General features: G+C 66.8%; 12 protein-coding genes. 2 read left to right on the plus strand and 10 right to left on the minus strand.

The window, feature by feature from the left end; genetic code table 11:
* Window positions 1-130: 130 nt before the first annotated feature.
* From ABIC16_RS03840 to glmM, 9 genes are all read right to left on the minus strand, one after another.
* On the minus strand, window positions 131-1,129 hold the full coding sequence (locus ABIC16_RS03840) for an SMP-30/gluconolactonase/LRE family protein (protein ID WP_502958338.1): 999 nt from the start codon (window positions 1,127-1,129) through the stop codon (window positions 131-133).
* A gap of 173 nt (window positions 1,130-1,302) precedes the next feature.
* Entirely contained in the window at window positions 1,303-3,087 is a 1,785-nt protein-coding gene (locus ABIC16_RS03845) for an AMP-dependent synthetase/ligase (RefSeq protein WP_354290094.1), read from the minus strand.
* A gap of 53 nt (window positions 3,088-3,140) precedes the next feature.
* On the minus strand, window positions 3,141-4,901 hold the full coding sequence (ggt, locus tag ABIC16_RS03850) for a gamma-glutamyltransferase (protein WP_354290095.1): 1,761 nt from the start codon (window positions 4,899-4,901) through the stop codon (window positions 3,141-3,143).
* 70 nt (window positions 4,902-4,971) lie between these two features.
* Window positions 4,972-6,102 (minus strand): site-specific DNA-methyltransferase, encoded by a 1,131-nt coding sequence (locus tag ABIC16_RS03855; protein ID WP_354290096.1) that lies wholly within the window; start codon window positions 6,100-6,102, stop codon window positions 4,972-4,974.
* Between the two features lie 194 nt (window positions 6,103-6,296).
* A complete protein-coding gene (locus tag ABIC16_RS03860) occupies window positions 6,297-7,340 on the minus strand; it encodes an alpha/beta fold hydrolase (RefSeq protein WP_354290097.1) in 1,044 nt (347 codons plus the stop codon).
* 17 nt (window positions 7,341-7,357) lie between these two features.
* Entirely contained in the window at window positions 7,358-7,972 is a 615-nt protein-coding gene (rnhB, locus tag ABIC16_RS03865; RefSeq protein WP_277970917.1) for a ribonuclease HII, read from the minus strand.
* Complete coding sequence (thiD, locus tag ABIC16_RS03870) at window positions 7,965-9,086, minus strand: bifunctional hydroxymethylpyrimidine kinase/phosphomethylpyrimidine kinase (RefSeq protein WP_354290098.1); 1,122 nt, start codon at window positions 9,084-9,086, stop codon at window positions 7,965-7,967. Before thiD ends, rnhB begins: the two co-directional genes overlap by 8 nt.
* A 193-nt stretch (window positions 9,087-9,279) precedes the next feature.
* The gene (locus tag ABIC16_RS03875) at window positions 9,280-9,525 is read right to left on the minus strand and encodes a DUF1272 domain-containing protein (RefSeq protein WP_354292257.1); all 246 of its coding nucleotides are present in this window, start codon (window positions 9,523-9,525) and stop codon (window positions 9,280-9,282) included.
* A gap of 435 nt (window positions 9,526-9,960) precedes the next feature.
* On the minus strand, window positions 9,961-11,301 hold the full coding sequence (glmM, locus tag ABIC16_RS03880; protein ID WP_354290099.1) for a phosphoglucosamine mutase: 1,341 nt from the start codon (window positions 11,299-11,301) through the stop codon (window positions 9,961-9,963).
* A 78-nt stretch (window positions 11,302-11,379) separates the two neighbouring features.
* Between glmM and ABIC16_RS03885 the strand changes: the two genes are divergently transcribed.
* On the plus strand, window positions 11,380-12,651 hold the full coding sequence (locus tag ABIC16_RS03885; RefSeq protein WP_354290100.1) for a dicarboxylate/amino acid:cation symporter: 1,272 nt from the start codon (window positions 11,380-11,382) through the stop codon (window positions 12,649-12,651).
* 74 nt (window positions 12,652-12,725) lie between these two features.
* Here ABIC16_RS03885 and ABIC16_RS03890 read toward each other — a convergent pair whose 3' ends face one another.
* Complete coding sequence (locus ABIC16_RS03890) at window positions 12,726-14,333, minus strand: M28 family peptidase (RefSeq protein WP_354290101.1); 1,608 nt, start codon at window positions 14,331-14,333, stop codon at window positions 12,726-12,728.
* 96 nt (window positions 14,334-14,429) lie between these two features.
* Between ABIC16_RS03890 and pepN the strand changes: the two genes are divergently transcribed.
* Window positions 14,430-17,030: an aminopeptidase N gene (gene pepN / locus ABIC16_RS03895; protein ID WP_354292258.1), complete on the plus strand. Its 2,601-nt coding sequence runs from the start codon at window positions 14,430-14,432 to the stop codon at window positions 17,028-17,030.
* Window positions 17,031-17,097 lie beyond the last annotated feature (67 nt).

Consider the following 17,097-nt stretch of genomic DNA (forward strand, 5'->3'; position numbering starts at 1 on the left):
CTTCCGTCATGCTGAACTCGTTTCAGCATCTACCGCGCAACGGGCCCGGATCGGACTTGCTGCGCGGTGGACCCTGAAACGCGTTCAGGGTGACGCCGGGAAGGTTCTACTTCGCGGAACGGTCGAGCCGCTACCCCCGCGCCGTCGCCGATCTCGCCAGCGGCACCCGCATCACGCGGTCGTTCCCGGTCAAAAACAACGTCTTCCCGCCCTCGCCGAACGCGCCATTGGCAATCGGTCCGCCATGCGCGAACCGCGCGATCGGTTCGGCTTCGGGGGTCATCAGGTAGAACCCGCCCGGCGCGCTGCAGAACAGCGTCCCGTCTGCCGCAACCTTCATCCCGTCGGGAAGGCCGGGTCCCTTGAGCACCGACGCATCGAAGAACACCCGACGCTTGAGCGGCAGCCCGCGCGCGTCGAGGTCATAGGCCATGATCCGCGGGGCCTTTTCGTCCGATACCGACACATAGAGCGTGCGCTCGTCGGGCGAGAGCGCGACCCCGTTGGGATAGGTCAGCGTGCCGTCGATCAGCACGGCGTCTCCGCCCGGTGTCCAGCGGTACACACCGTTGTGCGGTAGCTCGCGCAGTGGCGATGTGGCGCCGTCGACCAGGCCATACGACGGATCGGTGAAGTAAATCGCACCATTCCGTGCGATGTGGAGGTCGTTGGGGCTGTTGAACTTTTTGCCCTGATAGCGATCGACCAGCAGCGTGCGCTTCTTGCTCGCGAAGTCGTAGCGCATCAGCGCGCGGCTGCCGCTATCGGCGATGACCAACGCGCCGTCGCGACCGAGCGCAAGCCCATTCGATCCTGCCTCGCGGAACAGTTTGGGGTCGGGATTGGCGAGACCCGAGGGCGACAGGAACGGGGTGACACCGCCGGCGCGGGTCCAGCGGCGGATCAGATTGGCGGGAGGATCGGAGAACAGCAAGGCGTTACTCGCGGGAATCCACACCGGACCCTCGGCCCAACGGATCCCGCTCGCGATCGTCTCGATCCTGGTGCCCGGCGCGAGAAAGCGGTCCGCCAGCGGGGACAGCCGTTCGAGTGTCGGTTCGGTGCTCGCGGCTGCCGCCGTGCCCGACCAGACAGGGATCGTGGCGAGCGCGGCCATGCCGCCGATCATCGTGCGGCGGGTGGGGTGTGTCAGTACGTGTTCGGCGGGGTCGGGCAGGGAGAGCTGATACGACACGATGGGCGATGTCCGGATATGGCGGATGGTGCGGCATCCTCGCATCCACCTCGACGCACGTCCAGCCACCACCGACGGTCAGATTAAAACGTTAAAATTTCAGTATGTTAGGACTTGTACAGTCCCTCCAGCCGCGCGCCATACACCTGCTTCAGCACGTGCCGCCGGATCTTGAGCGAGGGGGTCAGCTGCTCGTTCTCGATCCCGAACGGCTCGTCCGCGAGCACGAAGCGCCGGATCCGTTCGGTCAGCGACAGTTCGGCATTGACGCGTTCGACCGCGTGACCGAGCGCTGTGCGATATTCGCTGTTCTCGGCGAGACGCTTGAAGTTGCACGCATCGCCGTTCCGCGCGCACCATTGCTGGGTCCATTCGGGGTCGGGGACGATCACCGCGACCATGTACGGCCGCCGGTCGCCGAACAGCATCGCCTGCGAGATCTCGGGTTGCAGCGTCAGCATCCCCTCGACCTTCTGCGGCGCGACGTTTTCGCCCTTGTCGTTGACGATGATGTCCTTCTTGCGATCGGTGATCTGGATACGCCCCTTGGCATCGATCACCCCGATGTCGCCGGTATGGAGCCAGCCGTCCTTGAGCACACGCGCAGTCTCGGCGTCGTTGCGCCAATAGCCCTTCATCACCAGTTCGCCGCGCACCAGGATCTCGCCGTCTTCGGCGATGCGCACTTCGGTGTTGGGAAGCGGCGGGCCGACCGTGTCCATCTTGATCCCGACCTTGGGGCGGTTGCACGAAATGACCGGCGCGGACTCGGTCTGGCCATAGCCCTGCAGTACCGTAATCCCGATCGCGTCGAAGAAGGTGCCGACCTCCGGCGTCAGCGGCGCGCCGCCTGAGACCATCGCCTTGATCCGCCCGCCGAACCGCTTCTGGATCTTGGGACGGAGCGTCGCTGCGAGCAGCAGGTCCATCGGCTTGTCGAGCAACCCGGCCTTGCCCGCCGCCCGCTTGCTCCCGAGCGCCTCGGCACGCCCGAGCAGATAGGTCGAGAGCTTGCCCTGTTTCTCGACTGCCTTCGATATGCGCGCACGGAGCAATTCAAACAACCGCGGCACGACGACCATCATCGTCGGGCGGACTTCCTCGATATTCGAGGCGAGCTTGTCGAGGCCTTCGGAATAATAGATCTGCGACCCCAGCGCGATTGGGAAGAACTGCCCACCGCTATGTTCATAGGCGTGGCTCAGCGGCAGGAACGACAGGAAGATCTCGTCGTCCCAGCCGAAATCCTCCGAGATGATCGTGCAGCAGCCGAACACATTGTGAAGGATCGCGCCGTGATGCTGCATCACCCCGCGCGGTGCACCGCCGGTGCCGCTGGTGTAGATGATGCACGCGGTATCGTCGCGCGTCGCGGTGGTGCGGATCGTCGAGGGTTCGGCGGCATGGTCCGCGAGCAACTTGTCCCAATGGTGGAACTCAAGCGCGCCTTGCTGGCCGCTGCGAAGATCCTCGATGCTGATCACGATCTTCGCGGTCGATGCGCGGATCGCGGCGGGGAGCAACGTCTTGGCGAGCTTCGCGGTCGAGACGATCACCGCCTTCGCGCCCGAATTCTCGATGATGTGGGTGTGGTCGCGCTCGGTATTGGTCGTGTAGGTCGGCACGGTGATGCACCCCGCCGCCATGATCGCGAGATCGGCGATGCACCATTCGGGGCGGTTCTCGCTAACCAGCATGACGCGGTCCCCCGGCACCAGCCCGATCGCCTTCAGCGCGGCCGACAGGCTGGCGACTTCGCGCGCGGTCTGGGTCCAGCTACGCGAGCGCCAGGTGCCGCCCGCCTTGTGCCAGAGAAACGGCGCGTCGCCTTGCTGGGTCGCGCGGGCAAGGAACATCGCGACGAGGTTGGGGAAGGTCTCAAGAGTACGCATCGGTCTCTCCCTTTGGCGCGTCGTGTTCGACTGCGCGTGATTCTTCGGGCAGCTTACTCTGGCGGACGGTTGGCGAGCGCGCCAACCCGGACGATCTCGGTCCTGCTTCCGTCCTCGCCGATCGCGACGCCTTCGCTGCGCGGATCGGCCGCACCGACCCAACGGCCATCGACTCGTTCGATCGCATTCGCCTTCAGCCCGAGCGGCGCGCTCACCACGCGTTCGCCGAGCGCGCGGAGCGCCGGGATCATCGCGTCGAGCTGCGTGCCCTTTTCCGCCGCCGCAGTCTGACCCGGAGCATAGAGCAAACCAAGCGCGATCGCATCCTGCGCCGACATCTTCCAGTCGAGCACCGCGATCAGCGCCTTGGACACCTGCGCGATGATCGTCGATCCGCCTGCGGCGCCGAGCGCAATGCGGACCGAACCGTCGGGATTGTAGACGATCGTCGGCGACATCGAACTGCGCGGGCGTTTGCCCCCGGCGACGCGGTTGGCGACGAGATTGCCGTTCTTCTCGGGCACGAAATCGAAGTCGGTCAACTCGTTGTTGAGCTGCACGCCATCGACCGAAAGGCCCGATCCGAAATAGCTTTCGATCGTGGTGGTGACTTCGGCGACGTTGCCGCGCCGGTCGACCGTGACGAGATCGCTCGTGCCGGGGACGTCGGCGTTGGGGGCAAGCTGGCGCGGCGGGGCGCCAGGGGGCGTACCCGCACTGACGCTCGGCATCGTGCGGTCGGCCGCGATTAGCGCGGAGCGCTCTGCGAGATAGGCCGGATCGAGCAGGCCCTTGGCGGGCACGTCGACCTTGTCGGGGTCGCCGAGATACATGTCGCGATCGGCGTAGGCGAGGCGTTCGGATTCGGCGAACAGATGCCACGCGACCGGACTGGTCTTGCCTAGGCCCGACATGTCGAAGCGTTCGAGCTGCTTGAGGATCATCAGCACGCCGATCCCGCCAGATCCCGGCGGTCCCATGCCGCAGATCTTGTAGACGCGGTACGTGCCGCAGATCGGCGCACGTTCCTTCGCGCGGTAACCCGCGAGGTCGGCGAGCGTCATCTTGGACGGGTTGCGCGGCGAGGTGTTGACCGCCTTCACGATCCGCTGTGCGACCGGCCCCTTGTAGAAGGCGTCGGGGCCCCGCTTGGCGATTTTTGCGAACAACGCGGCTTGTGCGGGGTTGCGAAAGATCGTGCCGACCGCGACGGGTTGATCGCCGACGGGGAAGAACCGCGCCTGCGCGGCGGGATCGAGCCGGTCACTGAACCGGGCCAACCCGTTGTGGAGCCGCGGCGTGACCGTGAAGCCGAGCTGCGCGAGCTTGATCGCGGGGGCGAACAGCCGTGCCCAGGGGAGCACGCCGTAACGCTTGTGCGCGAGCGCCATCATCCGCAGGTTGCCGGGTACGCCGACGCTGCGCCCGCCCGGAACGGCTTGCGTAAACGGGAGGGGTTGGCCGTCCTTGCCATAGAACCAGCGTGCGTCGGCGGCGGCGGGGGCGGCTTCGCGTCCGTCGAAGCTGGTCGTCGCGTTGGCGCTCGCATCGTGGTGGACCATGAAGCTGCCGCCGCCGATGCCCGAATTCTGCGGTTCGACCACGTTGAGTGCGAGCATCGTCGCGATTGCGGCATCGGTCGCGCTGCCGCCGGCTTTCAGGATCTCGACGCCCGCCGCGGCGGCGCGCGGGTCGGCGGCGCTGACCATGCCGGTGCCGACCTGGGCAGCGGCAGGCTTTGGGTCAGTCCTGCGCGCGTCGAGCGCGGTCGGCGCGAGCAGGAGGAGGGCGAGGGTAACGAACGGCTTGTACATCGTTGTGACCGTAGCGGCCTTTATCGGGCAAGCAAGTTCGGGCGATGTCGGGAGCGCGCCCGGTCGGGCCTTACGGCTGGGTCGCGAGCAGATACTCCTGCCGCAGCGCATCGATCGGCTTCAGCCCCTCGCCCGTCTCGAAATGCCAGTAGGTCCAGCCGTTGCACGACGGTGCATTCTGCAAGGTCGCGCCTAGCTTGTGGATCGACCCCGTCGCGCCGCACAGGCTTTCCAGGCTGCCGTCCGCGCGGATCATCGCGCGGTGCTTGCGTCTGGCGTCGACCACGAACCGGCCCGGGGTGAGGAAGCCGTTCTCGACCAGCACGCCGAACGCGACCTTGGGCGCGGCCTTGGGGCTTTGCATCGTCTTGAGCATGCTCTCGTCGAGCGGAAGTGCGGCGGCGATGCGCTCCTCGGCGGCGGCAATGTAATCGGGCTCGCGCTCGATGCCGATCCAGCGTCGCCCAAGCCGCTTGGCGACCGCGCCGGTCGTGCCCGTGCCAAAGAACGGGTCGAGCACGACGTCGCCGGGCTTGGTGCACGCCAGCAGGATACGGTACAGCAAAGCCTCGGGCTTCTGCGTCGGATGGATCTTGATCCCGTCCTTCTTGAGCCGCTCAGGGCCGCCACAGACCGGGAATTCCCAGTCGCTGCGCATCTGGAGCTCGTCGTTGAGCGTCTTCATGCTGCGATAGTTGAAGGTGTAGCGTGCCTTCTCGCCCATCGACGCCCAGATCAGCGTCTCGTGCGCGTTGGTGAAGCGCGTGCCCTTGAAATTGGGCATCGGGTTCGACTTGCGCCACACGATGTCGTTGAGGATCCAGTAGCCGAGATCCTGGATCGCGGCGCCGACCTTGAAGATGTTGTGATAGCTGCCGATCACCCAGATCGCGCCATTGTCCTTGAGGATTCGCTTGGCTTCCGCCAGCCACGCGCGGGTGAACGCGTCATAGGCGTCGAGGCTGTCGAACTTGTCCCATGCGTCGGTCACTGCGTCGACATGGCTGCCGTCGGGACGCGCAAGATCGCCGCCGAGCTGGAGATTGTAGGGCGGGTCGGCGAAGATCATGTCGACCGACTTGGCCGGGAGCGCACGCATCGCGGCGATGCAGTCCGAGCGCAGGATCTGGTCGAGCGGAAGCTCCGCCATCGGCACGATCGTCGGGCGATTGCCGACCTTTATCTTTTCCAACACGCCCATAACCGCCGCCCCTGATTCACTGTCGCGCGCATCCCTGCGAATCTGGGGACTCGCGTCAAGGGGCGATGCGTTAACCGGATTCGTCGCAGATTCGTTTGCCTTGCAGAACATTTCGGGAAGGCGACCAGATGTTGAGTCCGGACTTATCCACAGGCGCAACCGCTGGGGTGTGACGCAAAAGACTCGGGCCGACGCTATTTGCGCGGGGATTTCGCGCGGGCCGCGTCGATCACGGCGTCGACCTCAGCCACGACGCGCTCGGGCTTGATTCGGTGGATGTAATGCGAGGTACCCTCGACGATGCGGTTGGTGCCGATCGTCGACAGCGCCGCCAATCGATCATGCTCCTCGCTCCAGATCGCTGCCATGCGGGGCAGCTCGGCGCGCGCGGCGACCAAGTCGGGCGGCAGGTCCGGGCCATCCGATGCGGTCAACACGCGCAGCGGCATCGCGCCATACCGTCGGCGCGGATCGACCACTATCGCGCTGCTGCGGTCGAACGATTCGCTCAGCGACACTTGGCTGCGGAACCGCGCGGGGTCATAACTGCGCTGCGTGATGGTGGCGCGCAGCAGCGGCGGGAAGTCCGCCGGATATTTCACGCAGCGACCGACCTCGGTCGAACTATGATCGGCACCGCCGACCAGATCGGCACAATGCCGCATCGCGCGCAGGCCGCCCGCCTCATATTCGGCACCAGCCGCGTTAAAAGCGGGAAGCTCGCGCGCAAATTGTGCCGCTTGGCCCGGGAAGCTCGGATCGACCAGCACCATCCCGGCGACCTGACCGCGATGCCGGTCGGCGAAGCGCAACGACTCATACGCCCCCATCGAATGCCCAACCAGCACGTAGGGCCCGGCGATCCGCCCCCGGCGCAGCGCGGCTTCGAGGTCGGCGGCGGTGGCATCGACGGTTTGCGTCGCCTCGCTCGGGCTGCTCAACCCAAACCCGGCACGATCCCAAGCGCAGACGCGGGTGTGCTTTGCGATATCGGGTTGGATCAAGCTCCACGACACGCCCCAATCGCCCAACCCGGCAGTCAGGATCACGGTCGGGCTGCCAGTACCCATGCAGGTCAGATGAATCGTCCGACCGTCCGCCAACCGTACCGAGTCCACGCCGCTGGCATAGGCATCGAGCGCCGGGTTGGTCACGGGCTTTGGCGAGGGGACTTGCCCCGAGGCGTCGGTACCCAGCAGCACGAACGCGCCGATAAGGATGGGGCCGAGGCGCTTCATATCCTAATTTCCGATGCTCAGGGTTGGCTCAGCGTGTGTAACAGATCAAACGACGCCGCAACGGGCGCGAAGCTGCGCCGATGGAGCGGGCACGGTCCGTGTTCACGCAAAGCACGCAAGTGATCCGGGGCGCCGTAGCCTTTATTGCTGTGCCAGCCATAGTGCGGGTAGGCCTTGGCATAATCGAGCATCAGCGTGTCGCGCGTGTGCTTGGCGATGATCGAGGCAGCGGCGATCGACAGACTGATGGCATCGCCCTTCACGATCGGGCTGGCGGCGAAATCCCATCTGGGCAAGCGGTTGCCATCGACCAACACATGGCCCGGCGCGCAGCCGAGCGCTTCCACCGCCAGCGTCATCGCCTTCATCGTCGCCCAATAGATGTTGAGCACGTCGATCTCGTCCGCCTCGACGATCCCGATCCCGACCGTCGCGCAGTCGCGCAGCCGGTCGTGAAGTCGCAGCCGCTCGGCGGCGGAGAGCTTCTTCGAATCGTTGATTCCGCGCGGGATGCCCTTGGAGGGCAGGATCACCGCGGCGGCGACGACGGGCCCGGCGAGCGGACCGCGTCCCGCTTCGTCGACACCCGCAACGGGTGCAAGGCAGAGTTTTTCGTGTTTGAGGCTAGGCATCAGGCAACCGCCATGGCGGATAGCGGCGGTTCTCGCCAGCATGGTAGAGACAGACCATATTCCCCGCAGGGTCGCGCAGCCGCGCCTCACGCCACAGCCAGCTTTGGTCGGTCGAGAGTTGATCGAAGACGATCCCGGCCGCCTGCAATCGTGCGACGGTGGCATCGAGGTCGTCGCATTCGAAGAACAGCGTTGCCTGCGCTTTCTGCTCGATCGACAGCGTCGCACCACCTGCCGTCTCGAACCGCGCGTAATGGTCTGCGCTTTCCACGATCTGGCGAAGCCCAAGGGCCGCATAAAAGGCACGCGATGCGGCGTGATCGGTGCTGCGCACGGTCACTTGGTTGAGCCGCAGATCCGCGCCGAGGTCGAGCCTGACCGCCTGATGCCCCATCGGACCGTGTCCACCCCCGAGGCCGGGCGCATCACGCAACGCCAGCCGCACGAAGGTACGCGCCGCCTCGACCGCTTGTGGCAGCGATCGTCCTTGCCCGAGCAGGGTGGCGATCGCCGAGGCGAGCGTGCAGCCGGTGCCATGCGTGCTCGACGTCTCGATCCGCGGGGCGGACCAGCGCGCGATTTCTCCGTCTAGCCCGATCAGACGGTCGATGACGTCTGCCCCTTCGACGTGGCCACCCTTGGCGAGCAACCGGCAGCCATGCGCAAGGATCGCGGCTTCGCCCCCCAGCGCCGCGAGTTCGGGCGTATTGGGGGTGACCACCGTGGCGCTCCGCATCAGCCGCGCGAAGGCCGCGATCGTCGCCGGGTCGGCGAGCGTCGCGCCGCTGGTCGCGACCATGACGGGGTCGAACACCACTGGCACGTCGAGCGCTTCGAGCCGTTTTGCGACCGCATCAGCGGTGGCGGCCGACCCGATCATCCCGATCTTCACCGCATCCACGCCGATGTCGGACACGCACGCATCGATTTGTGCGAGGACCATCTCGACGGGCACGGGCATCACCGCCTGCACGCCGCGCGTATTCTGCGCGGTGAGTGCGGTGATCGCGGTCATCGCGTGGCCGCCGAGCATCGTGACGGTCTTGATGTCGGCCTGGATGCCCGCACCGCCGCCCGAATCCGAGCCTGCGATGATGAGAATGCGGGGGGTCATGGCTGGTGGTGCGATCGGAAGGTTAGGGGAAAGTTAGGCGGAATCGGTTTGCAATCCTGCATCCGGCCGCTCGATCGCGGGGTTGGCGCGGGGAGCGGGCGAGAAAGGCGGATTGGCGGCATGATCCGACGATCATCGCACGAAACCACGCCTGTAGGACAGGTCCTCCGCATCCGGTCTGGCGCGCCGCGGCTCAGCCCTGTCCGCGTGCCGCCGCCGGGCGATGATAGCGCACGGTGCCTGCCGGATGCCGCGCGAGCGCCTCGTCGACGCGCGCGGGGCGGTCCATCAGCTCGCCGCCACAATTGGGGCAGCGGTCATCGAGTGCTTCGGCGCACGGCGCGCAATAGGTGCATTCGAACGAGCAGATGAACGCCCCCGCCTCGTCGGCAGGGAGGTCGGTACCGCAGCGTTCGCAGTCGGGGCGCATTTCGAGCATGGCAGCGGTTTTAGCGGGGGTTTTGCGCGGCGTCACCCCGGGGCGGGATCGCGGCACGATGAATGTGGGGCAAGACGCTTCGTTCTCCCGCGAAGGCGGGAGCCCAGGAGTCGCGAGCGCTACACGCCGTTTTTCTGCTTGGCTCTAGAGTCCCGTCTTCGCGAGACCTCTGCATAAAGGCAATCGGAGGTTTGATCGTCACCCCTGGCCCCAAAAGCTGCCGTCATGCTGAACGTGTTTCAGCATCCACCGCACATCAGGCATCGTCCGGACTCGCGGAGGGCTGGATCCTGAAACAAGTTCAGGATGACGGACGGTTTTGCAGAACGCTCGCCTTTGCGGAAGAACACCTAAGGTTTCGCAGCGTCCAGCCTTCGCGAGAAAACGGGGGGATTGGTGCGCCGTCAGTCCGCCCCGCCGCGACCCGCCCCCCGGTCATCCCGCCGCCGTCCGCACCGCGTCGCAGATGCGGTCGACCACCGCTTCGACTTGCGCGGCGTCGTCGCCTTCCGCCATCACGCGGATGACGGGTTCGGTGCCCGAGGGACGGATCACCAGGCGGCCCTTGCCCTTCAGCTCGGCATCGGCGTCGGCGATCACCGCCTTGACCGACTCCGCCTCGAGCGGCTTGCCGCCCGCGAAGCGGACGTTCTTGAGCAATTGCGGGAGCGGTTCGAAACGGTGGAGCAATTCGCTCGCGGGCACGCCGGACCGCGCCAGTTCGGCGAGGATCTGGAGCGCCGCGACGAGCCCGTCGCCGGTCGTGGCGTAATCGGACAGGATGATGTGCCCGGACTGCTCGCCGCCGACATTATAGCCCTGCGCGCGCATCGCCTCGAGCACGTGGCGATCGCCGACCTTGGTGCGAATCAGTCCGATCCCCTGCGTCGCGAGATGGCGTTCCAGCCCGAGGTTCGACATGACCGTCGCGACCAACCCGCCGCCCTTTAATCGCCCGGCACGCGCCCAGCCGCTGGCGATCGTCGCCATCAACTGGTCGCCATCGACGACATGGCCCTTCTCGTCGACCACGATCAACCGGTCGGCGTCGCCGTCCAGCGCGATGCCGAGCTGCGCGCCGGTTTCGATCACGGTGTCGCACAGCGTCTTGGGTGCGGTCGACCCGACGCCGTCGTTGATGTTCTTGCCGTTGGGGGTGACGCCGATCGTGACGACGTTCGCGCCGAGTTCCCACAACGCGGTCGGCGCGACGCGATAGGCCGCGCCGTTCGCACAATCGACGACGATCTTCATGCCGTCGAGCCGCAGGTTCTCCGGGAAGGTCGACTTGGCGAAATGGATGTAGCGCCCCTGCGCGTCGTCGACCCGTCGCGCGCGGCCGATTTCGGCGGCGGGGCTGAGCGGGATGTCGCCGTCGATCAGCGTCTCGATCGCGGCTTCGTCGGAATCGGACAGTTTGTAGCCGTCCGGACCGAACAATTTGATGCCGTTGTCGGCGTACGGATTGTGGCTTGCCGAGATCATCACGCCCAGGTCGGCGCGCATCGACTGCGTCAGCATCGCGACCGCCGGGGTCGGCATCGGGCCAAGCAGGACGACGTCCATCCCGACGCTGGTGAACCCGGCGACCATCGCGGATTCCAGCATGTAGCCCGACAGCCGGGTATCTTTGCCGATCACGACGCGGTGGCGGTGATTGCCGCGCCGGAAATGCGCGCCCGCCGCCATGCCGACCTGCATCGCCATTGCCGCGGTCATCGGGGCGGTGTTGGTCAGGCCGCGAATCCCGTCGGTGCCGAAATATTTTCTTGCCATCTAATGCGCATCCGTTCGGTTACAGGCGTTCACTTCATAAGCGGCGGAAACGCGTCGCGCATCTGCAAAAGGGCCTGCATGTCGCAATCCAGCCGTATCCTGTTGTCGCTCATCCTCGGGCTTGCCGTCGGCGCCGCGCTGGCGGGCTGGGCGCCGGGGGCAGTGGCGCTGACGGTGGAGATCGCCGGACCGATCGGGACCGCTTGGCTCAACGCGTTGCAGATGACGGTGCTGCCGCTGGTGTTCTCGCTGCTCGTCACCGGGATCGCCGCGACGGCCGAGGCGGCGCGCAGCGGCGCGGTGGCGGCACGCGCGATCGGGGTGATCCTGTGCGTCATGGTGTTCAGCGCGGTGATGGCCGCCATCCTGACGCCGCTGTTCCTGAACCTCGCGCCGATGCCCGCCGCGTCGGGTGTCGCGCTGCGCGCCGCGCTGGCGGGAACGGCACCGGCGGGCCCGGTCCAGCCGCTTGGTGAATTCCTGGTCGGGATGGTGCCGAGCAACGTCGTCGCGGCGGCGGCGAACGGCGGGTTCCTGTCGCTGATCCTGTTCGCGCTGGTGTTCGCCTTTGCGCTCGCCCGGATCGCACCCGAGCCGCGGGCGTTGCTGATCACCTTCTTCTCGGCGATCCGCGACACGATGCTGGTGGTGATCGGCTGGATCATCTGGATCGCACCGATCGGCGTGTTCGCGCTTGCGGTGACGGTCGCCGCGAAGACCGGGACCGCCGCGGTCGGCGCTTTGCTGCATTACATCGTCACCGTGTCGAGCGTCGGGGTGGTGGTGTCGCTGTTCGCCTTCCCAATCGCGATATTGGGCGGGCGCATCGCGTTGACCCGGTTCGTGCGTGGTGCGGCGCCCGTGCTGGCGGTGGCGATGAGCACGCAATCCTCGCTCGCCAGCCTGCCAGCGATGTTGCGCAGTTCGGAGGACATGGGCGTGCCGGTGGCGACTTCGGGCGTCGTCCTGCCGATCGCAGTGGCGATGCTGCGTGCGACGGGGCCAGCGATGAACCTTGCGGTTGCGGTCTATGTGGCGAACTGGTTCGGCGTCGAGGTCAGCTTCGCCACGCTGTGCGCGGCGACCGCGGTCGCGGTGCTGACGTCGCTGGGGTCGGTCAGCCTGCCCGGACAGATCAGCTTCATTGGCGCGATCGCGCCGATTGCGGTGACGCTGGGGGTGCCGGTCGCGCCGCTCGGCTTGCTCGTCGCGGTCGAGACGATCCCCGACATCTTCCGCACGATGGGCAATGTCGTGATGGACCTGGCGGTGACGCTGACCGTCTCCGCGCGCGGTGCGCTCGCGCCGATGAGCAGCGCGGACGCGTTATTGCAGGATCGCGCGGGCTAGCGCTGTTTGGGGCTTCTCACGGAATGGGAAGAGGGCAGGGCATCAAACTCTGGCGGTTGGCCCGGTTCGACCCGTCACTTTGCGCCGTAGCCGTTGTACAGCAGCCCGAAGAAGTCGCCCTTGTTCCACCGCGGTCGGGCGTCGCCATCGGCGATCTCGCGCGCGATCGCGTAGTTGGCGTTGACGAAGCGGATGCCCTGCGCCCAGTCGATCGGCTGCGACAGGTCGTCCGACACCTGGTGGTAGCGGTGCGCGAAGAACTCCGCGGTCGCGGCCTTGCCCGGACCCTTCTGCCCCGGCCACAGGAATACCGACGGCACGCCCTGCTGGACGAAGCGGTAATGATCCGAGCGGACGAAGATCCCCTGCGCCGGGTCGGGATCGGGCGACATCGTCACCCCGAGCGTGCCCACCGCCTTCGCGACGATCGGTCCCAGCGTCGAGCGATCCGCGCCGAACACGGTCATGTCCTCGAACGGATAGGACAGGATCGGCATGTCGAGGTTGACGTCGGCGACGATGCTCTTGATCGGCACGGTCGGGTGGCGCGCGAAGTAATCCGAGCCGACCAGCCCCTTTTCCTCGGCGGTGACCGCGAGGAACAGGATCGAGCGGCGCGGCGGCTTGCCTGACGCCTTGAAGCGTTTCGCCTCCTCGATCAGCGCGGCGATGCCGACCGCATTGTCCTCCGCGCCATTGTAGATCAGGTCGCCCTTGCCCTCGGCTTTGACCCCGAGATGGTCGAGATGCGCCGACAGGACGACCACCTCCTTGCCAAGTGTGGGGTCACTGCCGCGGATCATGCCCGCGACATTCGCGCTGGTGCCGGGCTCGAAGCTCGTCCGCAACGCGACCGCAAGGCTCGCGCCGAGGGGTTCGGCGGTGAAGCGCGCCTCGGCGTCGGTGCTCTTGGCGAGGATCGTCTTCCACGGCGTGCGGGCGCCCGCGAACAGTTTCGCCGCGCCGGTCGCGCTGAGCGTCGCGAGTTGCGGTGCGCCCGCCATGTCGCCGGTGCCGTCCGCCTTCGCCCAGGTCGTCCGCGCGCGATCCCAGGCGCCGCCTGCGGGGGGCAGCGCGGCGGGTGTCAGCAGGATCGTACCGACCGCGCCATGCGCCGCGGCGATCGCCGCCTTGGTCGCGCCGCTCTGGAAATGCGCGCGTTCCTCGCTCTGGAAGCTGGCCGGCGCACCCGCGAAGAAGGCGACGATCTTGCCGCGCACATCGACGCCCGCATAATCGTCGCGCTTATATCGTGGCGCGACGATCCCGTGCCCGACGAACACCACCGGCGCATCGAGCGTGGTCCGCGCCGCACCCGCAACTGCGCCGGGGGTGAAATCGTCCCCGAACAGCAGCGGTCGCGGGCCGGACCCCTTGCGCGTCAGCACGATGTCGCCGTGGTCGGCGGCACGATAGGCGACGAGCGGGACCTTCTGGAGATAGCCGCCGTCCTGCCCGGCGGGGACCAGCCCTGCCGCGAAGAATTGCGCCGCGACATATTCCGCCGCGATGGCATATTCGGGGCTCGCCGCCTCGCGCCCGCGCATCGCGTCCGAGGCGAGGAACAGGACATGCGCCTTCATCTGCGCCTGATCGTCGGGCAAGGCCGCGGGTGCGGTTTGCGCAGAGGTGGCGGGCGCGAGGACCAGCGTGGCGAGGACCGCGAGAAGGGCTTTGTGCATCATTCCCTCGGGGTAGCAGCGGCGCGGCGGGAGGCAAGCGGGTAGCGCAGGCGATTTCGGTGGCATGGCGGCATTCCGCTGCCTACATCTTTGACCATGCTCGATATCCAGACCAGCCTCGCCCAACCGCACGTCACTCGTCGCGCGGATTACACGCCGCCGGACTGGCAAGTGCCCGAGATCTCGCTCGATTTCGATCTGGACCCGGCGCGGACGCAGGTTCGCGCGACGCTGACGGTGGAACGCAGCGATGCGCATCATCGCCCGCTGCGGCTCGACGGCGAAGGGCAGACGCTGCTGTCGGTGATGGTGGACGGCGTCGCGATCAACGAATGGGTGATCGAGGACGGCGCGCTCGTGCTGCCGCTGACCGGCGCGTCGCATGTCGTCGAGACGGTCGTCGAGATCGCACCCGATCGGAACACGCAGCTGATGGGGCTCTACGCTTCGGGCGGCAATCTCTGCACCCAGTGCGAGGCGGAGGGCTTCCGCCGCATCACCTTCTTCCCCGATCGCCCCGACGTGCTCAGCCGCTACAGCGTGCGGATGACCGCGGACAAGGCGCGCTATCCGGTGCTGCTCGCGAACGGCGATCCGGTCGCGCAGGGCGACGCAGGCGACGGGCGGCATTGGGCGGAGTGGAACGATCCCTTCCCCAAGCCGTGCTATCTCTTCGCGCTGGTCGCGGGCGATCTCGCCGTCAACCGGGGCACGTTCGTCACCAGCTCGGGCCGGACGGTCGAGCTCGGCATCTGGGTTCGCGAGGGCGATCTGCAGCGCACGCATCATGCGCTCGATGCGCTCAAGACGTCGATGGCGTGGGACGAGCGGGTCTATGGCCGCGAATATGACCTCGACGTGTTCAACATCGTCGCGGTCGACGACTTCAACTTCGGCGCGATGGAGAATAAGGGGCTCAACGTCTTCAACAGCCGCTACATCCTAGCGGACCCCGACACCGCGACCGATTACGATTACGACGCGATCGCCGCAGTCGTGGCGCACGAGTATTTCCACAACTGGTCGGGTAACCGCGTCACCTGCCGCGACTGGTTCCAGCTTTCGCTGAAGGAAGGCTTTACGGTCTATCGCGACCAGACCTTCTCCGCCGACCAGGGCTCGGCCGCGGTCAAGCGGATCGAGGACGTGCGCGGGCTTCGCGCGGCGCAGTTCCCGGAGGATGCAGGGCCGCTTGCGCACCCGATCCGGCCCGATGCGTATCAGGAAATCTCGAATTTCTACACGGCGACGATCTACAACAAGGGCGCCGAGATCATCCGGATGCTCGCGACGATGCTTGGCGCGGAGCGGTTCCGTGCGGGCACCGATCTGTATTTCAATCGGTTCGACGGGACGGCGGCGACCTGCGAGGACTTCGTTGCGAGCCTCGAGGACGCGAGCGGGGTCGATCTCAAGCAATTCCGCAACTGGTACGGGCAGGCTGGCACCCCGCGCGTCACGGCGTCGTTGACCCACCATCTGGGCTCGGCGCGTGCCGAGCTGGTGCTGACACAGCGCACCCCGCCGACGCCGGGGCAAGCTGACAAGCTTCCGGTCGTGCTTCCGCTCAAGATCAAGCTGTTCGGCGCGGAGACCGGCCATGCGCTGACCGACGAGCAGACGATCCTGCTGACCGATGCCGAGCAGACGATCGTGTTCGAGACCGTCACCGAGCGGCCCGTCCTGTCGATCAACCGCGGCTTTTCCGCCCCTGCCATCATTGCGACCGACCGGACCGCCGAAGACCTCGCGTTCCTCGGCGCGCATGACGACGATCCGTTCGCGCGCTACGAGGCGCTGCAGCAGTTGATGCTCGACACGCTGGTCGAGGGTGCATCGAGCGGTCGCGCGGATCATGCCGCCGTGGTTGCGGCGGTGCGGGGAACGCTTGCGGATGCAGCGCTCGATGCCGCTTTCATCGCTGAGGCAGTGCTGCTGCCATCGGAGAGCTTCATCGGCGATCAGTTGGCGATCGTCGATCCCGAGGCGATCTTCCGTGCGCGCGAGGCGCTGCGCCGCCACATCGGGCGCGGGCTCGAGCCACAATGGCGCGAAGCGTATGACCGCTCGCAAAGCGACGGCGGCTATGTCTATTCGCCCGAAGCGAAGGGCCAGCGACGGCTCAAGGCGGTCGCGCTGGGGTATATCGCGGCATCGGGCGCGGTGGATGCGGGCGACCTCGCGTTTGCGCAGTTCGAGGCGGCGGACAACATGACCGACCGGCAAAGCGCGCTCGCGACGCTGGTCGGCGGGGATGCGCCGCAGCGCGAGCCCGCACTCGACATTTTCTACAACCGCTACAGCGACAATGCGCTGGTGCTCGACAAGTGGTTCTCGGTACAGGCGATGGCGCCGCGCGACGATACCGGCGCGGCGGTCGAGGCGCTGTCGCGGCACCGCGACTTCACGCTGGCCAATCCCAACCGCGCGCGGGCGTTGATCGGCGCGTTCGGGGTCAATCAGCGCGCGTTCAACGCGGCGTCGGGGGCGGGCTATCGGTTCCTGGCGGACCAGCTGATCGCGCTCGACAAGCTCAATCCGCAGACGGCGGCGAAGCTGATTCCGCCGCTCGGGCGTTGGCGGCGGTTCGATTCGGCGCGGGCCGGGTTGATGCGGGCGGAACTGGAGCGGATAGTGGCAACGCCGGGGCTGTCTAAGGACATGTTCGAACAGGCGTCGAAGAGTCTGGAAGGGTAAGGGGGGCGTCCCCTCTCCTCACACCGTCATCCCCGCCACTTTCGTTATCCCCGCGAAGGCGGGGATC

This window comes from Sphingomonas sp. PvP055, from assembly GCF_040546365.1.
In the GTDB taxonomy this organism is placed as follows: domain Bacteria; phylum Pseudomonadota; class Alphaproteobacteria; order Sphingomonadales; family Sphingomonadaceae; genus Sphingomonas; species Sphingomonas echinoides_A.

Bases quoted from the DNA above. Each gene is read 5' to 3' on its own strand.
- ABIC16_RS03840 (WP_502958338.1), bottom strand. From the start codon at position 1,129: ATGATCGGCGGCATGGCCGCGCTCGCCACGATCCCTGTCTGGTCGGGC.
- ABIC16_RS03845 (WP_354290094.1), bottom strand. From the start codon at position 3,087: ATGCGTACTCTTGAGACCTTCCCCAACCTCGTCGCGATGTTCCTTGCC.
- ggt (WP_354290095.1), bottom strand. From the start codon at position 4,901: ATGTACAAGCCGTTCGTTACCCTCGCCCTCCTCCTGCTCGCGCCGACC.
- ABIC16_RS03855 (WP_354290096.1), bottom strand. From the start codon at position 6,102: ATGGGCGTGTTGGAAAAGATAAAGGTCGGCAATCGCCCGACGATCGTG.
- ABIC16_RS03860 (WP_354290097.1), bottom strand. From the start codon at position 7,340: ATGAAGCGCCTCGGCCCCATCCTTATCGGCGCGTTCGTGCTGCTGGGT.
- rnhB (WP_277970917.1), bottom strand. From the start codon at position 7,972: ATGCCTAGCCTCAAACACGAAAAACTCTGCCTTGCACCCGTTGCGGGT.
- thiD (WP_354290098.1), bottom strand. From the start codon at position 9,086: ATGACCCCCCGCATTCTCATCATCGCAGGCTCGGATTCGGGCGGCGGT.
- ABIC16_RS03875 (WP_354292257.1), bottom strand. From the start codon at position 9,525: ATGCTCGAAATGCGCCCCGACTGCGAACGCTGCGGTACCGACCTCCCT.
- glmM (WP_354290099.1), bottom strand. From the start codon at position 11,301: ATGGCAAGAAAATATTTCGGCACCGACGGGATTCGCGGCCTGACCAAC.
- ABIC16_RS03885 (WP_354290100.1), top strand. From the start codon at position 11,380: ATGTCGCAATCCAGCCGTATCCTGTTGTCGCTCATCCTCGGGCTTGCC.
- ABIC16_RS03890 (WP_354290101.1), bottom strand. From the start codon at position 14,333: ATGCACAAAGCCCTTCTCGCGGTCCTCGCCACGCTGGTCCTCGCGCCC.
- pepN (WP_354292258.1), top strand. From the start codon at position 14,430: ATGCTCGATATCCAGACCAGCCTCGCCCAACCGCACGTCACTCGTCGC.